The organism is Pseudomonadota bacterium, from assembly GCA_039714795.1.
Classification (GTDB): Bacteria; Pseudomonadota; Alphaproteobacteria; order JAGOMX01; family JAGOMX01; genus JBDLIP01.
The window spans coordinates 1-18,724 of the sequence record JBDLIP010000027.1 but is presented as its reverse complement, the minus strand read 5'-3'; the positions used below and the strand labels follow the sequence as shown (position 1 = coordinate 18,724).

Genomic DNA, 18,724 nt, shown 5'->3' with positions numbered 1-18,724 from the left:
GGTTTATTTACTTGCTGGAAATTCGGATTTTTACCAACTGAAACTACGCTGTTCGCCTACCTAAAATTCAGCTTACCCACTCAAAACGCAAAAGAGCCAGTATATTTTACCCAATATGCTCACTACCCAGATCCAGAAACTCACTCCGCAGATCAACGGATGATTTCTTACCAATCTTGCTATAATTTTCCTGGAGCCAAGTTTTGGCCAAAGTGCGACCTCGGTTTTTGAGATCAATCAGGAATTGCCAATTGACATTGAACTTACTGGCAACTCCCAGATCACACATAGCGCTGTCGGAGTGAATCGAGTGCATGAGAATATCTTTGAATTGGTCTCTAAATTCATCCTTAATCATGTTTTGCTGTAGCAGTTTTTGCACAAAGGCAACGGCTCTTAGTTCCTTGAGCAGCGATGAGTTAAAAGTTATTTCATTGATACGGTTATAGATCTCAGGAGGTGTTTGCGGGAGCTGTGTTCGCTCTATAGGATTGACGTGTACAATAACAATATCGCGTGAATCTGTGTGGTAGAACAGTGGAAACAAAGCTGGATTACCAGAATAACCGCCGTCCCAATAGGTCTGTCCATCAATGGGAACTGCGTGAAACAAAAAAGGCAGACTGGCTGAAGCCATAATGACATCTACATCAATTTCATTTGTTTTGAAAACCTTCACCTTGCCAGTTTGAACGTTGGTGGCGTTAATAAACAGTTTTGTATTCTGGCAATCACGCAGGGCATCAAAATCAATGGTTTCTTCTAGAACCATTTTTAAAATATTGAAATTAGCAGGGTTAAATTGATAGGGAGAAAACAGCCGCGTGAAAGCCTCAAACAGATGAAAGTTGATGGAATAATCCATGTTCCATTGGTGGCCTAGCTTTTCCCAAGGTAGCTGGCGCACAGGGCTGAATAGTTGGCCAGTTCCGTTCATGTGCCTCCAGAACATTTCAAGGCATTCCCGCGCTCCCTTGTTCCCGCCTACCATTTTTCCGTAAGCATAGGCCACAGCATTCATGGATCCAGCACTGGTGGCACTAAATCCCTCAATATCGAGTCGGCCATCTTCAAGCAGATAGTCCAACACACCCCAGGTTAGAGCTCCATGGGATCCACCGCCTTGTAGAGCAATGTTAATGGTTTTTTGTTGTTTGTGCTTTGTGGCCATTATTATAGTTGCGTTCAGTCGTTGTGAATTTCTCTAACGTAGATAAAGAGCTAGAGTTGCAATCAATATCGATTATCCATCGGGTCAATGCAATTGTAGTTTCTGCCAACTCAATTAAAAAATCGTAAATTTAATTATTTGTTATTTTTTTAATAAAAAAATTAATTTATTATCAATAAAATTAATTTACCATAATAATATACTGCAATGTAAAAAGGAGATCGACATGAACAGCTTATCTTATTTTACAATGGCATTTTTATTAATAATCGGATCGGGAGTATTCATTGATGCAAAGAGTCAGCCACAACTTGAACAGCAAATAGAAAAGCTGCAAGGACAGCTTGAGAACACAAAGAGAGATAGCGAGAGACAGCATATGGCCCTTGAAGAGCAACATAGGAGAATAGAAGAACAACATAGGAGAATAGAAGAGCAACAAGGAAGGTTAATGCGTGAACATCAACTGCTTTCACAAGAACATAAAGCACTAGAAAAAAAACAAATGGCACCAAGCCGTCCATCATCTCCTTCTCCTTCTGGACCTCCACGCACACGTCCACGTTCACGTCATTAATGGCTGATGAAATGGTTGTATTTTGCCTGGTGAATTCATTAATTTAGCAAATTCTCTACCACTGCTATCCAGGCTTTGCTGATATTTTGTAAGTTATAGCCACCGCCTCCAAAGGCCATTAGCCGGCCTTGGGCATACTTATTGGCATAATGCTTAAGCCGTGCTGTAACATGGCCATGCATATTTTCTGTGTAACAGAGGCTAGCAAGAGGATCGCCTTTTAGACAATCTGCACCAGCCTGCATCAGGATAAATTCTGGTTTTTCTGCTTCTAATAACGACTCGACTTGTTGCCAGACTTCGAAAAACATGGCATCCGTGGCTCCTGCTGGCATTGTGATGTTGATTTTATGTCCTGCAGCTGCTCCTGTTCCCCGTTCGAATGGTTCTCCAGATCCCGGAAAAATTCCGGCTTGATGAATGTCGGCAAAGATGAGGTCTGGATCATCCTCAAAAGCGTAGAAAACGCCGTCTCCGTGATGGACGTCGATATCAATATAGGCAACCTTTTTGACGCCATATTCTTGCCTTAAACTCTTAATCACGATGCTGCAATCATTAAAAACACAAAAACCTGAAGCCCTGTGCGGATAAGCATGGTGCAGTCCGCCAATGGGAAGAAAGGCCTGTTGAAAATGTCCTCGAATGATCTGCTCTAGGGCATCAAGTGCAGAGCCTACAACATATAATGAGGCTTCAAAAACGCCTTTGAATGCGGGCGTGTCACCATAATCGAGAAATCCCTCTCCAATTGCGGACTGGGCTTTGATTTTTTCAATGTAGGCCATGCTGTGAAACCGGGCGACTTGCTCAATTGTTGCCATTACAGCTTTGCGCAAACGAACCTGGCAATCAAGTTTTTTGGCATAGAATGCTTTACAAAAAGCTGGCAATCGATCATTGCTAAATGGATGAGAAGGACCAAAACCGTAATTGCCAAGCGGTTCATCAATATAAACAGCAGTTTTTGATACAAGGTTTGGTTTAAATTGCATATGGGCTCTGGACGAGTCGTACTTAATTGTGGCACTTTAACATGTACCTGTGCTGAATCAAAATGTTGAGTTTTATGGCAGTGAAAAGCGCGCAGTTTACTTGGGTAAATGAGCATTTTGAGTGCATCAGAAAACCAACAGTTTGATTCAGCTTCAGTATAGAATCAAAAAAGGATGTTATTGAATGTCTGTAGACCAGTCTATTGTGAGTTTCGATCAAGTTAGCATGTGTTATGAGGCAGGGCCTGCTATTTTTGAAGATGTTTCCTTCCATTTGCAACCAGGATCTTTCCACTTTTTAACCGGTGCAAGTGGCAGTGGTAAATCGACCTTGATCAAATTATTATTTTTGGGTGAGGGGAACTTTAAGGGTGATATTAGAGTTCTTGGCCGCAATGTGAAAGGACTTGATGCAGATGAACAAGCCCATTTGCGTCGGCAAATTGGGGTTGTGTTTCAAGATTTTTATTTGCTGGATCATTTAACCGCACTCGAGAATGTAGCACTTGCGCTCCAAGTGCGAGGGGTTTCAAAGCGCGAAAGTCGTAGTAGAGCTGAAGAAATGCTTGGGTGGGTTGGACTAAGCCGGGTGTTCCATTCCACAATTGACGTGTTGTCAGGGGGTGAAAAGCAGCGAGTTGCATTTGCCCGAGCCATTGTAACTCGGCCAAAGCTGTTGCTGGCAGATGAACCAACAGGAAGTGTTGATGATGCGATGGCAGTCAAGTTGTTGTGTTTATTTGAAGAATTAAACCAACGCGGAACAACGGTTGTGCTAGCCACTCATAACCGCGATTTAGTTAGTGAATTTACCCACCCTGAGCTGCATCTTTCTGATCGCACGCTATGGTATCATGGTCATGATCAAGAAGATGAGAAGGTACAACCCGAAATAGAGATGCGTCGCTGTGCTTGAGATTTTAAAACAGGAACAAATCGTTCCCTTCAATACGACAACGGCTTACCGTTTTGTGCCTTGGATTATTGCTTTGATGGTGTTTTTGGCCATCTTGGCTCTTTCAGGGGCCGCTAGTGTTAATGTCATGGTGCAAACCTGGCAGCAAAACCATAAAGAAGTCACCTATATCACCTTGAAAGAAAGTCATCTTTCCGGTTTATCTCTCAAAGCTCAGCGTGATCGTGTTTTTGAGATTCTTAAGGATTTACAGGTGGTGAGAGTGACGGTGCATTCGAAGGAAAATCTTCTGCCTGGAAGGGCGCTACAGGAAACGCCTATTCAGGCTTTGCGCTTTGAAGTTCAGCCTCATCCAGGGCAATACCTGAATGTGGAACGTTTGTCGCATCGCTTGGAGGCCGAACATCTTGGGGCTCGCGTTAACAGCTCAGGGCAGGAACGCGAGGTCATGTTGCAAATTGCTCGCTCGGTGCTGTGGATCAGCACGTTGTTATCGACCCTTATTGGAATTGCCGCTATTGTAACTGTTGCTTTTGTGACGCATTCAGGCTTAGAAGCGCACCAACGCGTTATTAATATTTTAAATATCGTTGGTGCTCGGAATCATTTCATTGCTCAACAATTTCAAAGGCACGCCTTGGTTTTGAGCTGTAAGGGCGGAATCATTGGAGCTGGTTTTGCACTGCTTGTTTTAGGGGTGATTTCAGCTTGTATGCCGGATGCCAATCTGTTGGGGATAACGTTGAGTTGGCCATTTGGCATGATAGCAAGTATTATGGTGTTAACGCCCATGGGTGTCATGCTATTGGCCTCGTTTTCAGCACACTTAACAGTGCTTTCGGCGCTTATGAACCCGCGGGCGAAGTCGCGAGTTCATACAAAATCTTTGCATTAAAGGAATTATTTTGCCTCGAGGTAATACTAGATTTTCTAAATGGCTTTCCCGGTGCCTTTGGATATTTTGCATTTTGTTTGTATTCTGGAGCATTGGTCTAGGCTGGTTTTACATTCATCTGATCCAGCAGCAAACTCAAGATCCTTTGGCTCAGAAAACCGATGCTATTGTTGTGTTGACCGGAGGGAGCGGACGCCTTGCCGAAGGAGTCTCTTTGCTGGCGGCAAAAAATGAAGAACCACGGCAATTATTTATCTCTGGTGTTGACAAGGGTGTGCCTATTAAAGAATTGCTGGCCCACCTCAATCTCGGTCAGGTTGACGTTAACTGCTGCATTGCTTTGGGATATGAAGCTACTAATACACGGGAAAATGCTCGCGAAACCTTGGTTTGGATGCAGCATAAGGATTACCAATCCATGCGGCTGGTAACCGCGCACTATCATATGCCGCGCAGTTTGATGGAGTTTCGTCGCCTTATGCCCAATTATAAAATTGTGCCTCATCCTATTGTACCGCCTTTGTTCAAGAGGCGTGATTGGCATGGCATAATGCATCAAGTGCGTGCTGTTTGTTTTGAGTACATCAAATTTCTTGTGGCTACAGTTCGCCTGCAATTGATTCGCTGGTTTCCAGATCTTGGTTTGCAATGATTGTGCTACGTTCGATTGTTTTTAATATAGCTTTTTACTTGTGGGTGGCTCTGGTTTTTCTGCTGGCTTTACCTCTGTTGCTGTTGCCTAGGCGCTATATTATGTGGTTTCCCACAGTTGCATGTGGTGGAGCACTCTGGTTGTTGCGAGTTTGTGCTGGTGTGACCCACGAAATTAGGGGACTTGAAAATTATCCAAAGGGCCCAGTCCTCATTGCATCTAAGCACCAATCTGCTTGGGATACGATTATTTATCAGTACCTGTGGTCAGATGTCGCCTTTGTCTTAAAGCGGGAATTAACGTACTTGCCGATTTACGGACAATTCATCAAGAAATTTGGCATGATCCCTATCGACCGGAAAAGTAGTGCGCAAACCGTACGCAAACTTGTTGTTGAAGGCAAACGCGTTCTTGATGAAAGGCGTAAGATCATTATTTTTCCTGAAGGCAGGCGAACTCCCCCTGGCCAGAGCCAAAAATACCAACGTGGGATTGTCATGTTATATGAACACTTGAATGTTCCTGTGGTTCCTGTGGCGTTGAACTCAGGTGTGTTTTGGCCGCGGCGCACGTTTTTGAAGCGGCCTGGCACCATTGTGCTTGAGTTCTTGCCCAAAATCGGACCCGGACTAACGCGCGATGATTTTATGAAAGAGTTGACAAATAGCATTGAAACCGCTTCAAATCAACTTATAAATTCTTTTAACCATTAAGGCCATTTGCTATGCGCAGAAGACTTCTCTTCCTCCTTACTTTGTTGCTCCTTGCAGGTGGCTACACTGTGGGATGGTTTCACTTAGGCAGTCAACTCGAAGATCGTGTCGAAAAATTAATCCGTGATTGGCAGCAAAGGGGTTGGAATGTTGAATACAAAGACATGCAGCTTGCTGGTTTCCCGTTTACCCTGAAGATCGTTCTCGAGAGTCCTGAGCTTGCTTATAAGGGCATTATCAAAACTTGGGTTGAGGGTGATATGCGCTTTGGCGCAGCCCTTTGGCGGCCAACTCAGATCAAATCATGGGCTGCAGGCAGGCATCATATTACATTATCGCTCCTCGAAGATGAGATCATTTTTGCCCAGGGAGAGGGGTTTGCCGCATCATTTTTTACCATGGAACAAGGAACGTTTCAGTTTTCCTACGAGCAGCTTGAATTAAGTAAGGAGCAAGGGGTCTTTGCTAAACTGGGTGGGTTAGATGTACAGGCGCAGTATCATGAACAGGAAGATGTACATGATGATTTGATGAATGTACAGATTTCGTTGCAAGATTTAACTCTGCCGGTTTTGTCTGAATTTCCTTTTGGTGACAATTTGCAAAAATTGCAGTTGCAGACCAGCTTGAGTGGTGAGATCGCAGGCGATACTTTACACGATCGCATCAATAGTTGGTACGAGAGCGATGGCACCCTTGAGGTTGCCAAGTTACAACTACAGTGGGGACCTTTGGAGATCACAGCTGAAGGTACGACCACGGTAGATGAGCATTTGCAGCCGATGGGGGCCTTTTCAGCCCATGTGGGCGGGCTGGACAAAACCCTTGCTGCCTTTGTTAAGGCGGGATGGTTGGATGAAAAAGTCTCCCGTCTTGTGCGCTTAGGTCTTGGCTTTTTGACGGAATCCTTACAAGGAGAAGCAGAGGCATCAGCACGGTATCAACTGCCGTTGACAGTGCAATCAGGCAGGTTGTTTATAGGGCCGGTTTCTGTTGCTAAGGTACCGAAGGTAAATTGGGAATAAAAAATATGATTCATTCTACTAAAGCAGCTCGATTTCACTACCTAGATCACGCAAGAGGGTTCGTCATCCTATTGGTGGTTTTGCAGCATGCAATTCAAACATATGCACAAATGTGGGGGGGGAATTGGTATTTTGTTCCCACCGAAATGGATCGCAGTCATGCCTTTGATGCTATATTTTTCTTCACCGATGGTTTCATCATGCAAGCCCTATTTTTTATCTCGGGTATGTTTGTGCTGCCCTCTTTACAAAAACGAGGTTGGCTAAGTTTTACTTGGGAAAAGATAGTGCGTTTGGTATTTCCTTTTGTCTTTGGCGTCATATTTTTGGTAGCCCCCTTAAGTTATGCAAAATATAGTCTTGGGAACCCGGGAATTGGCTACTTTGACTATTGGTTTAACATTTTCTTCCAGCAACGATTGCAAGCAGCAGGTTACTGGTTTTTGGGCTATTTGGTTATGTTTACCTTTACTGCTGCCATTTTTTACTCTGTATTTCCTTTTGTTATACGCTTGCTTGGGGCATTGGCCGCTTGGATGGTGCGTAGGCCCATATTAGGGTATCTGGTGTTTGCCGGGCTAAGCGCTCTGATGATTGGTATCAGTGACCTGATTTGGGGCACTCCTTGGTGGCTTGGCTTTGGTAAGTTGTTCTACGCACGCGCTAACATGCTGGCAACCTATATCTTTTATTTTGCCCTTGGTGTGGGTGTGCGCTACGCTGGTGTCTTGTCCAATAAAGAGGTGCTGCAAAAAATGTCAGTTCATTGGTCCAAATGGGTTGTGCTTACAGCTGTCCTGGCCGTTCTATATTTAAGCTACTGTATTTTTTGGATGTATGATGGCGCTTTTAGTGATGAGATCGTGTATCACTTTGCCGGGGGGGGAACATGGGTGGATGTTTGGCCACTGATGTTAGATCTTGGGCCAGGGTTGTTGATTCGCACCACATTGCATGGTTTTTTGTGTGCCGCTCAAAGCATTACTTTGATTGTTGTCTTATACCGATTTACCAACAAGGATATTCCATTTTGGACATCTCTGGCCGCATGTTCCTATGGCATTTACTTTTTCCATGAGCCGTTTGTGGTTTGGACGCAGTATTATATGTTAGGAAGCGTGCTTCCAGCTGTGATCAAGGCGTGTATTGCTTTTATTGTTGGCTTAGGTCTTTCGTGGTTGCTGACTGACAAGGTATTGCGTAAATTACCGGTAACCCGAAGGGTATTTTGAGGGAAAATAGAATTAAAGGCATACAAAGAATTGAAGCTTTTTAAGCAATGGGGATTATGTATCGCTTACCAAAAAACACTCCTGTAGAGATTAGAACAACATGTTTACTTACCAAAAAAAGAATATAATATTTGTTAGTACAAATTTAACTTTGATTTTCTAATATCATTAGAAAACAATAATTTTTAATAAAAGGAAGTTAATACAACACATTAGGTTTTGGAAAAGGAGGTTATCATGCGATTTACTCATGCTTTTATAGGGGTTGGTCTCAGTGCTTTGTTACTGGGAGAAGTTCAGGCTACTAGTGATAATAAAAAACTAGAACCTGACGATCCATTGTACAGCAGCGGTGGTATATCATCACATACTGATGAGTACGCTATTGTTTACTCTTCCGATCAAAAGAAAGCTCCATCATTTCCCGCATCTCTTCTGCTTGAGAATGAAACTGAATCACCGCTAGTTTTTAAGCACGACCTTCTTGGAAATGTGGTTCCACTTATTAAGGAAATTGACGATTTAAAGAGGAAGAAACTACGCGACAGTGCAGATAAACTTGGAGAAGCGCGGCGCAAATATCAAGAAGCAAACGCCAGGAATGCGGATGTATCTAAAAGAATTGTAAGTTTAAAAGAGCAGATTAGGAAAGAAGAGGAGGAAAAAAAGCAACTGTGGGGCTACATTAATGATGGATTAAAAGAACTACATGAGCAAAAGATAGAAGGATTTGAAAAATATCAAGAGCACTGGAAAGCTACGGATGAGCAAAAAAGACAAGCAAGGTTACACTTAGTAGACCTTGTAAAAGAGGACATAGAAATATACGAAGAAGATGAAGAGAGATACAAGGATACTCCACGGCGGCTTAGAAGGGCAAAGAATAATCTTGGAGAATTGAGACCCAAACTGAAGATCTTATCGACCTCATTGGGAACACGTGAAGAGAAGATAAAAGATCTTGAATATCAAATTGTTCAACTGCGCAAAGGAATTAATTCAGAGGTCAAGGGTGCTTTTTTGAGCCAGCAAGAAGAACATGATGAAGAGATAAAACATGCTTTTGTTGCCCTAGATGAATTGCTCGTTAGTCATTCAAGCCCTGAACTTAGCTCTGTATTGAATCCAGCATTACTTGGAACTTTTAAAGATTTAAAGATTAATGCCGGCAAAGGGCTTACTAGAATTTTTAAAGAGTATATAGCTCCAAGCTGTCCGTTATTATCCTGTTTAACCCCCAATGAAGAAGATCTAGATACCGATATTGGAGATAAGGACTGGAATGGAGCGATTACAAAGGTATTCCTAGAAGATCGGGAAAAGCAACTAAAATTAGCAATTACCGATATGCATAACGGGTTACGCGATACTAACCAAGATATTGTTGCAGAACTTGAGGATGGCCAATCCCTACTTGAAGGTCAATATCTAGACCTTTGGAAGCAAATTGAAGGTGATTTTGGGGAAAGCCTTAATAGCGGAGGGCGAGCCAAAGAAAGCTATATGACATTATTTAATCCTCCTTACTCTTCAATGATTTTGCCAAAGAGCACAGCAGAACTGTTAGAAAATGCACTTGGAAATATCAGCACGTTTAAGTTAACATTGATGAGCTTGCGGGCTGAACCAGAACTATTGGATTTTGACGTTCCTTTTGAAAGTATGCGTATTCAAGAAAGAATACATAGTGTCTTGGGTGAAGAGGAAGCTGAAGATTCTATCATTGCACAGCAGCAACCAATTGTTGCACAGGGCTTATTAAGAGTTTGGGGACTTTATTTCCAGACTGTTCTCTTGCAGCACCTGCCGGAAAAATTTGAATGAATCGAATGTAATGATAAACAGGGTATCATTTGATGCGGCATAAAATATTTAAAATTGCTTTCTGTCTTAGCCAATGGATTTGTATTCCATTGGCTAGTGCTTCCGGTATAGATGAGCAAGAACGACCGGTACAGATAGCCTACAAAGTGATGCGCGGGGTAGAAAAAGTTGTTGAAAATCTCGCTGAGAATCCAGAAAATTCTATAAAAGGTATTGAAGGAATAGAAGGTGTTTATGCATGGCAGCGCTACCCTTTGTTCAAGAAACATTATCCAATATTACTCAAGACTTACCTGAAACAAATAAGTTTCAATAATATTACCCCTGAAGAGCTTAATACTTACTTACAGCGCATTAATGTTTGGCGGTTGCTTGCCAAGGATCCCAGTGAAGCCGAAGCTCACCTTGGCAGTTTTAAGCAGGAATATTCTGGGTTTTTCAACGATTACCTAGAGCAAGTTGATTTCAGAATAATGACTCCTGAAGGGTTTAAAACTCACCTTCAGCAAGTGGCTCAATGGCAGCCCTTTGCAGATAATAATTCAGCAGAAACAGAACTGTACCTTAGAAGCTTGTTGTACGAGTTGAATCTTCAAACAACAGTCTTTAACCCCGAGACCACAGAAGAAATAGCAAAGCTCAAAAAAAGAGAACCAAATATTATGATCCGTTCAGAAAAAAATATAAATTTCAGCTCAAAAGAAAAAGAAACTCTCAAAAAAATGGAAGTGCTTTACGAATCTATTAAAGAAATTTTGCTATCAGATCAACAAAATCCATTTGCTAAATTTCCTGAAGTTGTTGAGATGTTTTGTAACATATTCTCCAAATTCCATGCTTCTCTCGTGGTGGCTAGGTTGACAGACAGTGACAAATCCAAACATTATAGAGAGGCAGAAGAGGCAATGAGGCAAAAAGTGGAAGAGATTTCAGCTTCTCTGGGGTAGCAGATGATTTTGTACGAGTTTGTATAACATAAAGTGCAATTTATGTCCGGGACAGTTATAGTTATAGCGATTGTTGCAAAAAATTTTCATCGCACTCTTAATTCTTTCTTCTTAAATACCACTACCATTGGCGCATGGTAAGATTCCGCAGGATTTTCCATGGCGCGGTAGGCCACGAGTTCGTCTATCAGACTTTCGTTGTGAATTTCCATGTGATGGTAATAGCCCAGTAGGTGACGAGAGACCAAAAAGTGATCCAGCATCTGTTTGCGGCCATGATGAATGACAGAAAAGCGTTGTGCTTGGGGCAGGGAGCGTTCAAGCGGGACCAAAGTATATTGGGAAAGTCGGCTGTTGTTGGTATCACTTTCACCGCCTCTTAGAATTCTAGTAGGCACTTCGTGTTCGGTGGCGTTGAAATCACCGCATACCATCAATTGGGCTTGCGGGTCAGTTGCAAAAATCTTTTCTATTAACAGTCGCGTCTCAACGGCTTGACCGCTTCGTTTCATGGCAGCCAAAAAATATCCTTCTGACCAACCGGCAATGGTTTTCCAAATTCCATCACTGTCTTTTTGTCCGTCAATGGGAACCGCCAGGGGCGCTCTTAGATGTAGATTGATTACATGCAATGTGTGACCACTGCCCGTGTCAATCTGGGCATAAAGCAAAGGGCGGTCCCACTCTATATTTTTGATGTGCTTGGAGTTTGGTGTTGCGGTTACCATTGGATAGCTAAAGCTGGGCAGCAGATCATTCCAATATTGCTGGTGTTGGGTAATAGGGAATTTGCTTAAAATCACTAGGTTATGTCGATCGAGTGGTGCACTTCCCATTGGTGTGTGTGAGGCAGCTCGATGGTAATCCTGATAAGGGGTTCCTGCAAGCAATGTATCAAGGACCTGCAAGGTGCGTGGAGTATGACGCGAGGGTCTGCGGGCGTTAACTTCCTGCATACACAGAATATCAGCGTCCAGTCGCTCTAGTTGTGGGCGCAGGATGGACAAACGCTCTTCAAGGGGGGGAGACACACCGGGTCCTTCATCCAGGCTTTCCATGTTAAATGTCGCCACTCGAAACATTGGCTTGCTTACTCGACTATTTTCAAGACGTCTTCAATATACAGACAAAACCCTTTAAAATCAGCAACGACTAAATCGTAAGAGTCGATACGCTCAAGTCGGTCAAGTTCTGGTAGTTCTATTGTTTTGCCGCTGACTTTTGGCGAGAGATAGTACAGATCAGCAAAGCGGTTGAGAGACCCAGATTCAAAGTGTCCAACCGCTTTGATTTTTTTCACCAATTCTTCATCGATCAAAGCTTCCAATTTGTTCGTTTTTTGTAGGTCAGCTTCGGTAAGTCCCCGCAACTCTCCCTTATCGTCTAATTTAACGAATCCTCGCCCCTCGAGTTCTCGTAACAATAGGGTGGTTGCTTGATCGTGTGTGAACATTGAAGCTGCTATTTTCCTTGTTTGATCGGTACCTTTTGTGTCTTTTGTGATTCCCCCGCTGGTTTTGGAATGGCGATCGTCAGCACGCCCTTTTCAAATGTTGCGTCGATCTGTTTAGCTGTTACCTCAAAGGGGATTTGAAAAGAACGAGCAAAGCTACCAGAAGCACGTTCGACCAGGTGAAAGTCTTTCTTTTTCTCTTCCCGATCAATTTTTTTCTCGCCCCTAAGAGTGAGAGTATTGTTGATTAGGGAGATTTCAACATCATTTTCTTCCATACCTGGCAACTCCGCGGTAACGGTCAATTCCGTATCCGTTTCACTCACGTCAATGCGCGGTCCAACAAAACGGGTGCCAGCCGACCATTTGAATGGATTGAGCTGACCTTTGCGAAAATCTTCATAAAGCGGGGGAAATGCGCGCTCAAACTGTTGAAACGGGTCCCACTCCTCAATACGACGGTGAGAATGAAATGGAATAAGGGAACGAAAGTCCATAAGTTTATCTCCTATTATAATTTTCTCTTTGAATTATCATCCGTCCTGATTATCACCCTTTTCAATGCAAGAGGTCAAGGTTTTGACAACTATTTTGTTCTATTGTACTGGAAGGGGAGAGCGATACCTTTATACTGAAGTGAAATCAAAACCTCTGTTTCCTGATACGCTCGAAGTGCTCATTTACCCAAGTAAACTGCAAGCTGGTAGCTATCATTAAACTAGAGGTTTTGATTTCACGAGAGTATATCAAATTACAAAACGAAGAAAACAGGGTGTCATGGGCAGCCAACAAGAGTTAAGAGAAAAAATCAATTCTTGCTACCGTCGAGGCGAAGCAGAGATTGTTGCAGATCTGCAACCAAATCTTGGTATTTTGCAAACTATGCAAAATACAATCGAAGCACGCGCACGCGAATTGGTATGCAAAATTCGCAACCAAGGATCAAAATCTTCCCTAGTTTCCCAGTTAATGCATCGCTATCGCCTTTCGACCCCTGAAGGGCTAGCGTTGATGTGTCTAGCAGAAGCTCTGCTTCGTACCCCAGATCCCTTTACGGCGGATCTTTTAATTGCAGATAAACTAACCCAAGCAGATTGGGCATCAATTCTAAGTGACAGCTCAGAATCTTTATGGGTGCGGTCATCTGGAACACTGCTTAAATGGGCAAGTCATTCGTTGACCCCCAAAAGGGATCATTTGCTGACCAGGATTCTCTTGCAGGGGTCGAGATTCACGATTCGTCATGCCATGCATCAGGGAATGCGCACGATTGCAGCACAATTTATTTTAGGTGCCACCATGAAGCAGGCACACAAAAAGGCTAGAAAATACCTAAAGCGTGGTTATTGTTTCTCGTACGACATGCTCGGCGAAGCGGCAATGACCGCAGCTGATGCCAAGCGTTATTTTAATGCATATCGCCAGGCCATCCTGGACAATGCAGCTCAGGCGGTGAGTAATGAGATTTACCAAAACCCTGGAATTTCTGTCAAACTGTCGGCCCTGCACCCGCGCTATGAATACGCGCAACGTGAGCGAGTACTACAGGAACTAGTGCCAAAGCTCACTGAGCTGGCGATCTTGTCTCGGGCGAATGGCATTAGCTTGACGGTAGACGCCGAAGAGGCGGATCTGTTGGATCTTTCCCTAGATGTCTACGGTGCCGTCTGCCGTAATCCACAGTTTAGAGGGTGGAATGGCATGGGGCTTGCGGTGCAAGCGTATCAAAAACGCTCTATGCCTGTAATAGAATTTGTAACGCAACTGGCCATTGAATGCGGGCAAAGGTTTCACATCCGCCTGGTTAAGGGAGCATATTGGGATACTGAGATCAAACGGGCGCAAGAAAATGGGTTAGACGGCTACCCAGTGTTTACCCAAAAGTCGCATACGGATTTAAGCTTTCTGGCTTGTGCCCAGTGCTTGCTCGAAGTTAGAAAACACATCTACCCCCAATTTGCCACACACAATGCGCATTCAGTTGCTGCTATTCTTGAGATTGCAGGTGAGGGGGGTGATAGTGGTTTTGAGTTTCAGCGGTTGCACGGCATGGGTGAGGCTTTGTATGATGAGCTAGTAGATCAGGGAATTACCTGTCGCATCTATGCTCCTGTAGGCAGTTATGCGGATCTGTTACCGTATTTAGTACGACGTCTTTTAGAAAATGGAGCCAATTCTTCTTTTGTTTATAGCTTGCGCGATACATCAGTCCCTGTTGGCGATATTGTCGCCAACCCAATTGAGCAGGTTCAAAAAACCGAGGGAAAAACACATCCCTCGATTCCTTTGCCGCAGGACTTGTATGGTACTGAGCGAGTTAATTCGAAAGCCTATGACCTAAGCGACCCAGCGCACCTAAAAATGATTGAGCAAGCTTTGCAAAAAGCAAAAAAATGGACCGCAGCTCCTATTGTAGCAGGAGAAGAATCCCCAGGAGAGCAGCAAGAGCGAGTCAGCCCAACTGATTGCAAGCGCGTTATCGGGGCACTGGTTCCTGCTGCACCTGAGCATGTCGCACAAGCCTTTACATCGGCGCAGAATGCGTTTGCTGCATGGTCCAATATTGCAGCAGAAGAACGTGCTCAATGCCTGGAGCGAGCAGCAGATTTACTGGAAGATAACCTGCCTGAGTTGATGGCACTGTGCGTTCGAGAGGTCGGTAAAACTATTCCCGATGCACTCGCAGAAGTGCGCGAGGCGGTTGATTTTTGCAGGTACTATGCACAGCGGGCAAGAAAGGACTTTTCTGCCCCGCAAACATTGGTAGGTCCCACGGGTGAGATCAATAAAATCAGCCTGCATGGGCGTGGCATTTTTGTTTGTATTAGCCCCTGGAATTTCCCCTTGGCAATTTTTTTAGGTCAAGTCACAGCAGCGCTGGTGGCTGGCAATACAGTTTTGGCAAAGCCTGCCGGACCTACACCACTTATTGCAGCTTTTGCTGTTAGATTATTGCATCAAGCTGGCATTCCAGCTGATGTCTTGCACTTGTTGCCAGGGGCAGCCCGAGATATTGGGGCAAGCTTGATTGAGGATTCTCGGGTTGCAGGTGTTGCACTGACTGGATCTGTGCAAACCGGACATCTAATTCAAAAATCTCTAGCACAAAAATCTGGTCCTATTGTACCGTTGATTGCTGAAACCGGCGGGCAAAACGTGATGTTGGTAGATTCATCAGCACTGCCAGAGCAAGTCGTGCAGGATGTCCTTACTTCGTCATTCCAAAGCGCTGGACAGCGGTGTTCCGCACTTCGGATTTTATTAATACAAGAAGAAATAGCTGATAAAACCTGCAAGATGCTGGCAGGAGCAATGCAAGAGCTACAGATTGGAGACCCAAGCCAGCTTGCAACAGATGTAGGACCGGTGATCAACCAACACGCCAAAATTCAATTAGAGCAGCATGTGGAGCAAATGCAACGTCAAGCAAAGTTGATTGCGCAAACTCCCCTGTCTGAATCTTGTGCAAACGGAACCTTTGTCGCTCCTTCAGCGTTTGAAATAAATGATTTGTCAACTTTAAAGCAAGAACATTTCGGCCCTATTTTGCACATTCTTCGATACAAGGCTAATAATATGGATGCGCTGCTTGATAGCGTAAATGATTTGGGATATGGTCTGACTTTTGGTATCCATAGCCGAGTTGAATCTACAGTGCGCCGTGTTGTAAAGCGCATGCGAGTTGGTAATGCTTATGTCAATCGTAACATGATTGGAGCCGTGGTTGGCGTGCAACCGTTTGGCGGAGAAGGATTATCAGGAACAGGACCTAAAGCAGGTGGCACAAGGTACCTGCATCGCTTTGCCACCGAGCGCACTTTGTGCGTGAACACCACAGCCCAAGGCGGTAATGCGAGTTTGTTGATGCTTGATCAGTAGGCGGTGGTCAGTGAGTCAGTGGTTATACTGAAGCTGAATCAAACTGTTGGTTTTCTGGTGCACTCAAAGTGCTCATTTACCCAAGTAAACTGCGCGCTTTTCGTTACCATAAAACTCAACATTTTGATTCAGCACGGGTATAGCAAGGCAGCGGCGTAGTGAAACGGTTAGAGTTCAGGGACACAATGCCTTCAACAAGCTCTGGACGCAAAAATTAATATAAGCTTTATTGTCTTCTTCTTTTTTTATAAATACATTGCTGTCCATGGCTGCTGAACTGACTATTGACAAAATAAGTGTCATGATAAACTCAGGTTTTAGTTCAGACTTTATTTCACCTTTGTCCTGGTAACGCTTAAAGGCCACAATCCACGCTTCGCTTTCTTGTGAAATTTTGATGCCAATGCCCTGCTCTTGTTCATGTTCTAAGCGTTGCCAATTAATCATCCTTACTATATCAGGATTGTTTTGGTAAAAGTCGATGCTTCTGCTGATGAGTTGTTGCAAAAAATTTGTTAAAGATTGATTATAAGTAGGTAAAATTGAAGAACTCTCTTGTCCTTGTTTAAAAATTCTGACAATTGACATCTTTACTTCCATCCATAAATTTTGCTTGTTTTTAAAATGATGAAACACAAGGCTATGCGGTACATTGGCTGTTGAGGCAATCTTGCCCATCGATGTACCAGCAAAGCCATTTTTAACAAATAAGGTTCTGGCCGCCTTTATAATTTTTTCTCGAGTGGCATCAGCTCTGCGCGTTTCCATAAATTCTTGTACCCTCTGGTTAGATTGACTAATCAGTCAACATGTATTATATCAATGATATAATTGCTTTAACACGATTTTTGCGAATTTGAAAAATGAATTCTCATTCTACCCTTTGCTTCATAATTTTATTGGTTGCTTGTTTGGCTGGGGTTTCATCTGACATTTATGCTCCTTCTTTACCTGCTATTGCCCATGATTTAAATGCGCCTATAGACGAAGTTCAGTGGAGTATGGCTGTTTTTATGTTGGGAGTTTCATTGTCGCAGCTTGTCTATGGTCCAATTTCTGAAGGCATCGGGCGTAAATTTCCCCTGCTTGTTGGCCTCATCATTGCCTTTATCGGTAGCGTGATTTGTTTTTATGCTGCAACGATTTCTGTTTTGATTTGGGGACGTTTCATTCAAGGAATAGGAGTAGGGGCTGGGGCCTCTTTGTGGCGGGCGATATTTCGTGATTCATTTACCGGGGAGACATCAACCAAATATTTAGCGTATTTGGCTATATTGATTACCTTTGTAGTTCCGGCTGCACCAACTTTGGGTGGATATTTGTCAGTCTATTTCGGTTGGCGTTCAGTTTTTATTTTCTTAGTGCTATACGCACTTATAACTATTTTGATTGTTTGCATGGGGTTTCGGGAAACTGGCCAATACCACCACAAAAACCGTTTAAGACTCAGCTTCATTTTTAGCTCTTTTCAGCAACTATTATCCAGTCGAATTTTTATGGGCTATGCACTTTGTACGTTCCTTAGCTACGGAGCATTCTTTTCTTGGTATGCCGTAGGGCCTGTCTTGTTGATCAAAAATATTGGCATTAGCCCTGTCGAGTTTGGTTGGATTACTTTGTTAGGAGGAGGAACGGCAATGGCGGTGGCTGGCTATCTGAATGGAAAGATAGTTAGTCATGTGGGCTCACACTTTATGTTGCGTCTTGGTTGGTTGTTAATGGTTATCGCTGGCGTTTTAATGCTGGCTTTTAAATTTCTTTACGGTATCAATATTTTCATTATTGTCGCGCCTATGATTGTATTCTACTTTGGTTCAACATTTATTTGGCCCGCGGCGTTTACGGGTGCCTTTGCGCCCTTTGGAAAATTAGCTGGCTATGCTAGCGCTCTTTATAGTTTTCTACAACTAGGTGGCGCGACAGTTTTAGGTTCACTGGTTGCGTATTTACCTGACACGGATCAAATGCCATTAGCATGTATTTTTATTGTGGCACCTGCATTGGCTTGGGGAATTTTTGAAAGTGTTGTATGCTTGCCCAGGGCACAATGTTATATACCCGCGAGAAATGAAAACCTCTAGTTTAATAATAAGGCGGAAAATAAGTTAATTTTCCACTAAAGATGTTTCTTTTATTGCAAATAGACTTTATTTAAGCAGAATTTCAAAAATTTTGCTACCTTGAGCAAGTGGACTCCCTTACCGCCTAGAAGGAAGGGAGTCCACTTTCTGTATTCATACGTTATACCTCAACAAAATTATGGACGCGGTCAATGATAGCAGTATTATGAATCTCTGCCCCAATATTTTTCAAATGCTTTACAAAATTTTGCATGCTCTCTTCAAGTGGGTATGACCGGTCAATAATGTATTGAAAAATAAAGGCACAACAATCAAAAATCTGCTAAACCTTTAGAAGTAACAAAAGATAAAAAGGGTTAAAATA

17 protein-coding genes are annotated in these 18,724 nt (G+C 43.3%); 11 read left to right on the top strand and 6 right to left on the bottom strand.

Going from position 1 to position 18,724, the window contains the following annotated elements; translation table 11 throughout:
* Window positions 1-106 precede the first annotated feature (106 nt).
* Window positions 107-1,171: a patatin-like phospholipase family protein gene (locus ABFQ95_03440; GenBank protein ID MEN8236581.1), complete on the bottom strand. Its 1,065-nt coding sequence runs from the start codon at window positions 1,169-1,171 to the stop codon at window positions 107-109.
* Window positions 1,172-1,397: 226 nt separating this feature from the next.
* Between ABFQ95_03440 and ABFQ95_03435 the strand changes: the two genes are divergently transcribed.
* On the top strand, window positions 1,398-1,748 hold the full coding sequence (locus ABFQ95_03435) for a hypothetical protein (protein ID MEN8236580.1): 351 nt from the start codon (window positions 1,398-1,400) through the stop codon (window positions 1,746-1,748).
* A gap of 38 nt (window positions 1,749-1,786) precedes the next feature.
* On the opposite strand, the gene ABFQ95_03430 is transcribed toward ABFQ95_03435, so the two are convergent.
* Window positions 1,787-2,743, bottom strand: a complete 957-nt coding sequence (locus tag ABFQ95_03430) for an acetoin utilization protein AcuC (protein ID MEN8236579.1) — start codon at window positions 2,741-2,743, stop codon at window positions 1,787-1,789.
* Window positions 2,744-2,927: 184 nt separating this feature from the next.
* Between ABFQ95_03430 and ABFQ95_03425 the strand changes: the two genes are divergently transcribed.
* The 8 genes from ABFQ95_03425 to ABFQ95_03390 all read left to right on the top strand — a co-directional run bounded on the left by ABFQ95_03425 (window position 2,928) and on the right by ABFQ95_03390 (window position 10,947).
* Entirely contained in the window at window positions 2,928-3,659 is a 732-nt protein-coding gene (locus ABFQ95_03425) for an ATP-binding cassette domain-containing protein (GenBank protein ID MEN8236578.1), read from the top strand.
* A complete protein-coding gene (locus tag ABFQ95_03420) occupies window positions 3,652-4,554 on the top strand; it encodes an FtsX-like permease family protein (GenBank protein MEN8236577.1) in 903 nt (300 codons plus the stop codon). The genes ABFQ95_03425 and ABFQ95_03420 overlap by 8 nt, the downstream gene beginning before the upstream one ends.
* A gap of 73 nt (window positions 4,555-4,627) precedes the next feature.
* Window positions 4,628-5,206 carry a YdcF family protein gene (locus ABFQ95_03415; protein MEN8236576.1) on the top strand — a complete coding sequence of 193 codons (579 nt, stop codon included), beginning with the start codon at window positions 4,628-4,630 and terminating at the stop codon, window positions 5,204-5,206.
* Window positions 5,203-5,919 (top strand): lysophospholipid acyltransferase family protein, encoded by a 717-nt coding sequence (locus tag ABFQ95_03410; GenBank protein MEN8236575.1) that lies wholly within the window; start codon window positions 5,203-5,205, stop codon window positions 5,917-5,919. The genes ABFQ95_03415 and ABFQ95_03410 overlap by 4 nt, the downstream gene beginning before the upstream one ends.
* A gap of 11 nt (window positions 5,920-5,930) precedes the next feature.
* Window positions 5,931-6,944, top strand: a complete 1,014-nt coding sequence (locus ABFQ95_03405) for a DUF2125 domain-containing protein (protein MEN8236574.1) — start codon at window positions 5,931-5,933, stop codon at window positions 6,942-6,944.
* Window positions 6,945-6,949: 5 nt separating this feature from the next.
* Window positions 6,950-8,176 carry an acyltransferase family protein gene (locus tag ABFQ95_03400; GenBank protein MEN8236573.1) on the top strand — a complete coding sequence of 409 codons (1,227 nt, stop codon included), beginning with the start codon at window positions 6,950-6,952 and terminating at the stop codon, window positions 8,174-8,176.
* 237 nt (window positions 8,177-8,413) lie between these two features.
* On the top strand, window positions 8,414-10,000 hold the full coding sequence (locus tag ABFQ95_03395) for a hypothetical protein (protein ID MEN8236572.1): 1,587 nt from the start codon (window positions 8,414-8,416) through the stop codon (window positions 9,998-10,000).
* A gap of 32 nt (window positions 10,001-10,032) precedes the next feature.
* Window positions 10,033-10,947: a hypothetical protein gene (locus ABFQ95_03390; GenBank protein ID MEN8236571.1), complete on the top strand. Its 915-nt coding sequence runs from the start codon at window positions 10,033-10,035 to the stop codon at window positions 10,945-10,947.
* Between the two features lie 86 nt (window positions 10,948-11,033).
* Here ABFQ95_03390 and ABFQ95_03385 read toward each other — a convergent pair whose 3' ends face one another.
* From ABFQ95_03385 to ABFQ95_03375, 3 genes are read right to left on the bottom strand one after another with little or no spacing between them, the layout of a single operon-like run.
* Window positions 11,034-12,029 carry an endonuclease/exonuclease/phosphatase family protein gene (locus ABFQ95_03385; protein ID MEN8236570.1) on the bottom strand — a complete coding sequence of 332 codons (996 nt, stop codon included), beginning with the start codon at window positions 12,027-12,029 and terminating at the stop codon, window positions 11,034-11,036.
* A gap of 8 nt (window positions 12,030-12,037) precedes the next feature.
* Entirely contained in the window at window positions 12,038-12,400 is a 363-nt protein-coding gene (locus tag ABFQ95_03380) for a hypothetical protein (protein ID MEN8236569.1), read from the bottom strand.
* An 8-nt stretch (window positions 12,401-12,408) separates the two neighbouring features.
* Entirely contained in the window at window positions 12,409-12,897 is a 489-nt protein-coding gene (locus tag ABFQ95_03375) for an Hsp20/alpha crystallin family protein (GenBank protein MEN8236568.1), read from the bottom strand.
* Window positions 12,898-13,177: 280 nt separating this feature from the next.
* On the opposite strand from ABFQ95_03375, the gene putA reads away from it, so the two are divergent.
* Window positions 13,178-16,279, top strand: coding sequence for a bifunctional proline dehydrogenase/L-glutamate gamma-semialdehyde dehydrogenase PutA (putA, locus tag ABFQ95_03370; GenBank protein MEN8236567.1), 3,102 nt, complete (start codon window positions 13,178-13,180; stop codon window positions 16,277-16,279).
* A 174-nt stretch (window positions 16,280-16,453) separates the two neighbouring features.
* On the opposite strand, the gene ABFQ95_03365 is transcribed toward putA, so the two are convergent.
* Window positions 16,454-17,047 carry a TetR/AcrR family transcriptional regulator gene (locus ABFQ95_03365; GenBank protein MEN8236566.1) on the bottom strand — a complete coding sequence of 198 codons (594 nt, stop codon included), beginning with the start codon at window positions 17,045-17,047 and terminating at the stop codon, window positions 16,454-16,456.
* Between the two features lie 95 nt (window positions 17,048-17,142).
* On the opposite strand from ABFQ95_03365, the gene ABFQ95_03360 reads away from it, so the two are divergent.
* The gene (locus tag ABFQ95_03360; GenBank protein ID MEN8236565.1) at window positions 17,143-18,360 is read left to right on the top strand and encodes a multidrug effflux MFS transporter; all 1,218 of its coding nucleotides are present in this window, start codon (window positions 17,143-17,145) and stop codon (window positions 18,358-18,360) included.
* The last annotated feature ends 364 nt before the right edge of the window (window positions 18,361-18,724 follow it).

Excerpts from the sequence above, each read along its gene's own strand:
- ABFQ95_03440 (MEN8236581.1), bottom strand. The coding sequence starts at position 1,171 with ATGGCCACAAAGCACAAACAACAAAAAACCATTAACATTGCTCTACAA.
- ABFQ95_03435 (MEN8236580.1), top strand. The coding sequence starts at position 1,398 with ATGAACAGCTTATCTTATTTTACAATGGCATTTTTATTAATAATCGGA.
- ABFQ95_03430 (MEN8236579.1), bottom strand. The coding sequence starts at position 2,743 with ATGCAATTTAAACCAAACCTTGTATCAAAAACTGCTGTTTATATTGAT.
- ABFQ95_03425 (MEN8236578.1), top strand. The coding sequence starts at position 2,928 with ATGTCTGTAGACCAGTCTATTGTGAGTTTCGATCAAGTTAGCATGTGT.
- ABFQ95_03410 (MEN8236575.1), top strand. The coding sequence starts at position 5,203 with ATGATTGTGCTACGTTCGATTGTTTTTAATATAGCTTTTTACTTGTGG.
- ABFQ95_03405 (MEN8236574.1), top strand. The coding sequence starts at position 5,931 with ATGCGCAGAAGACTTCTCTTCCTCCTTACTTTGTTGCTCCTTGCAGGT.
- ABFQ95_03400 (MEN8236573.1), top strand. The coding sequence starts at position 6,950 with ATGATTCATTCTACTAAAGCAGCTCGATTTCACTACCTAGATCACGCA.
- ABFQ95_03395 (MEN8236572.1), top strand. The coding sequence starts at position 8,414 with ATGCGATTTACTCATGCTTTTATAGGGGTTGGTCTCAGTGCTTTGTTA.
- ABFQ95_03390 (MEN8236571.1), top strand. The coding sequence starts at position 10,033 with ATGCGGCATAAAATATTTAAAATTGCTTTCTGTCTTAGCCAATGGATT.
- ABFQ95_03385 (MEN8236570.1), bottom strand. The coding sequence starts at position 12,029 with ATGTTTCGAGTGGCGACATTTAACATGGAAAGCCTGGATGAAGGACCC.
- ABFQ95_03380 (MEN8236569.1), bottom strand. The coding sequence starts at position 12,400 with ATGTTCACACACGATCAAGCAACCACCCTATTGTTACGAGAACTCGAG.
- ABFQ95_03375 (MEN8236568.1), bottom strand. The coding sequence starts at position 12,897 with ATGGACTTTCGTTCCCTTATTCCATTTCATTCTCACCGTCGTATTGAG.
- putA (MEN8236567.1), top strand. The coding sequence starts at position 13,178 with ATGGGCAGCCAACAAGAGTTAAGAGAAAAAATCAATTCTTGCTACCGT.
- ABFQ95_03365 (MEN8236566.1), bottom strand. The coding sequence starts at position 17,047 with ATGGAAACGCGCAGAGCTGATGCCACTCGAGAAAAAATTATAAAGGCG.
- ABFQ95_03360 (MEN8236565.1), top strand. The coding sequence starts at position 17,143 with ATGAATTCTCATTCTACCCTTTGCTTCATAATTTTATTGGTTGCTTGT.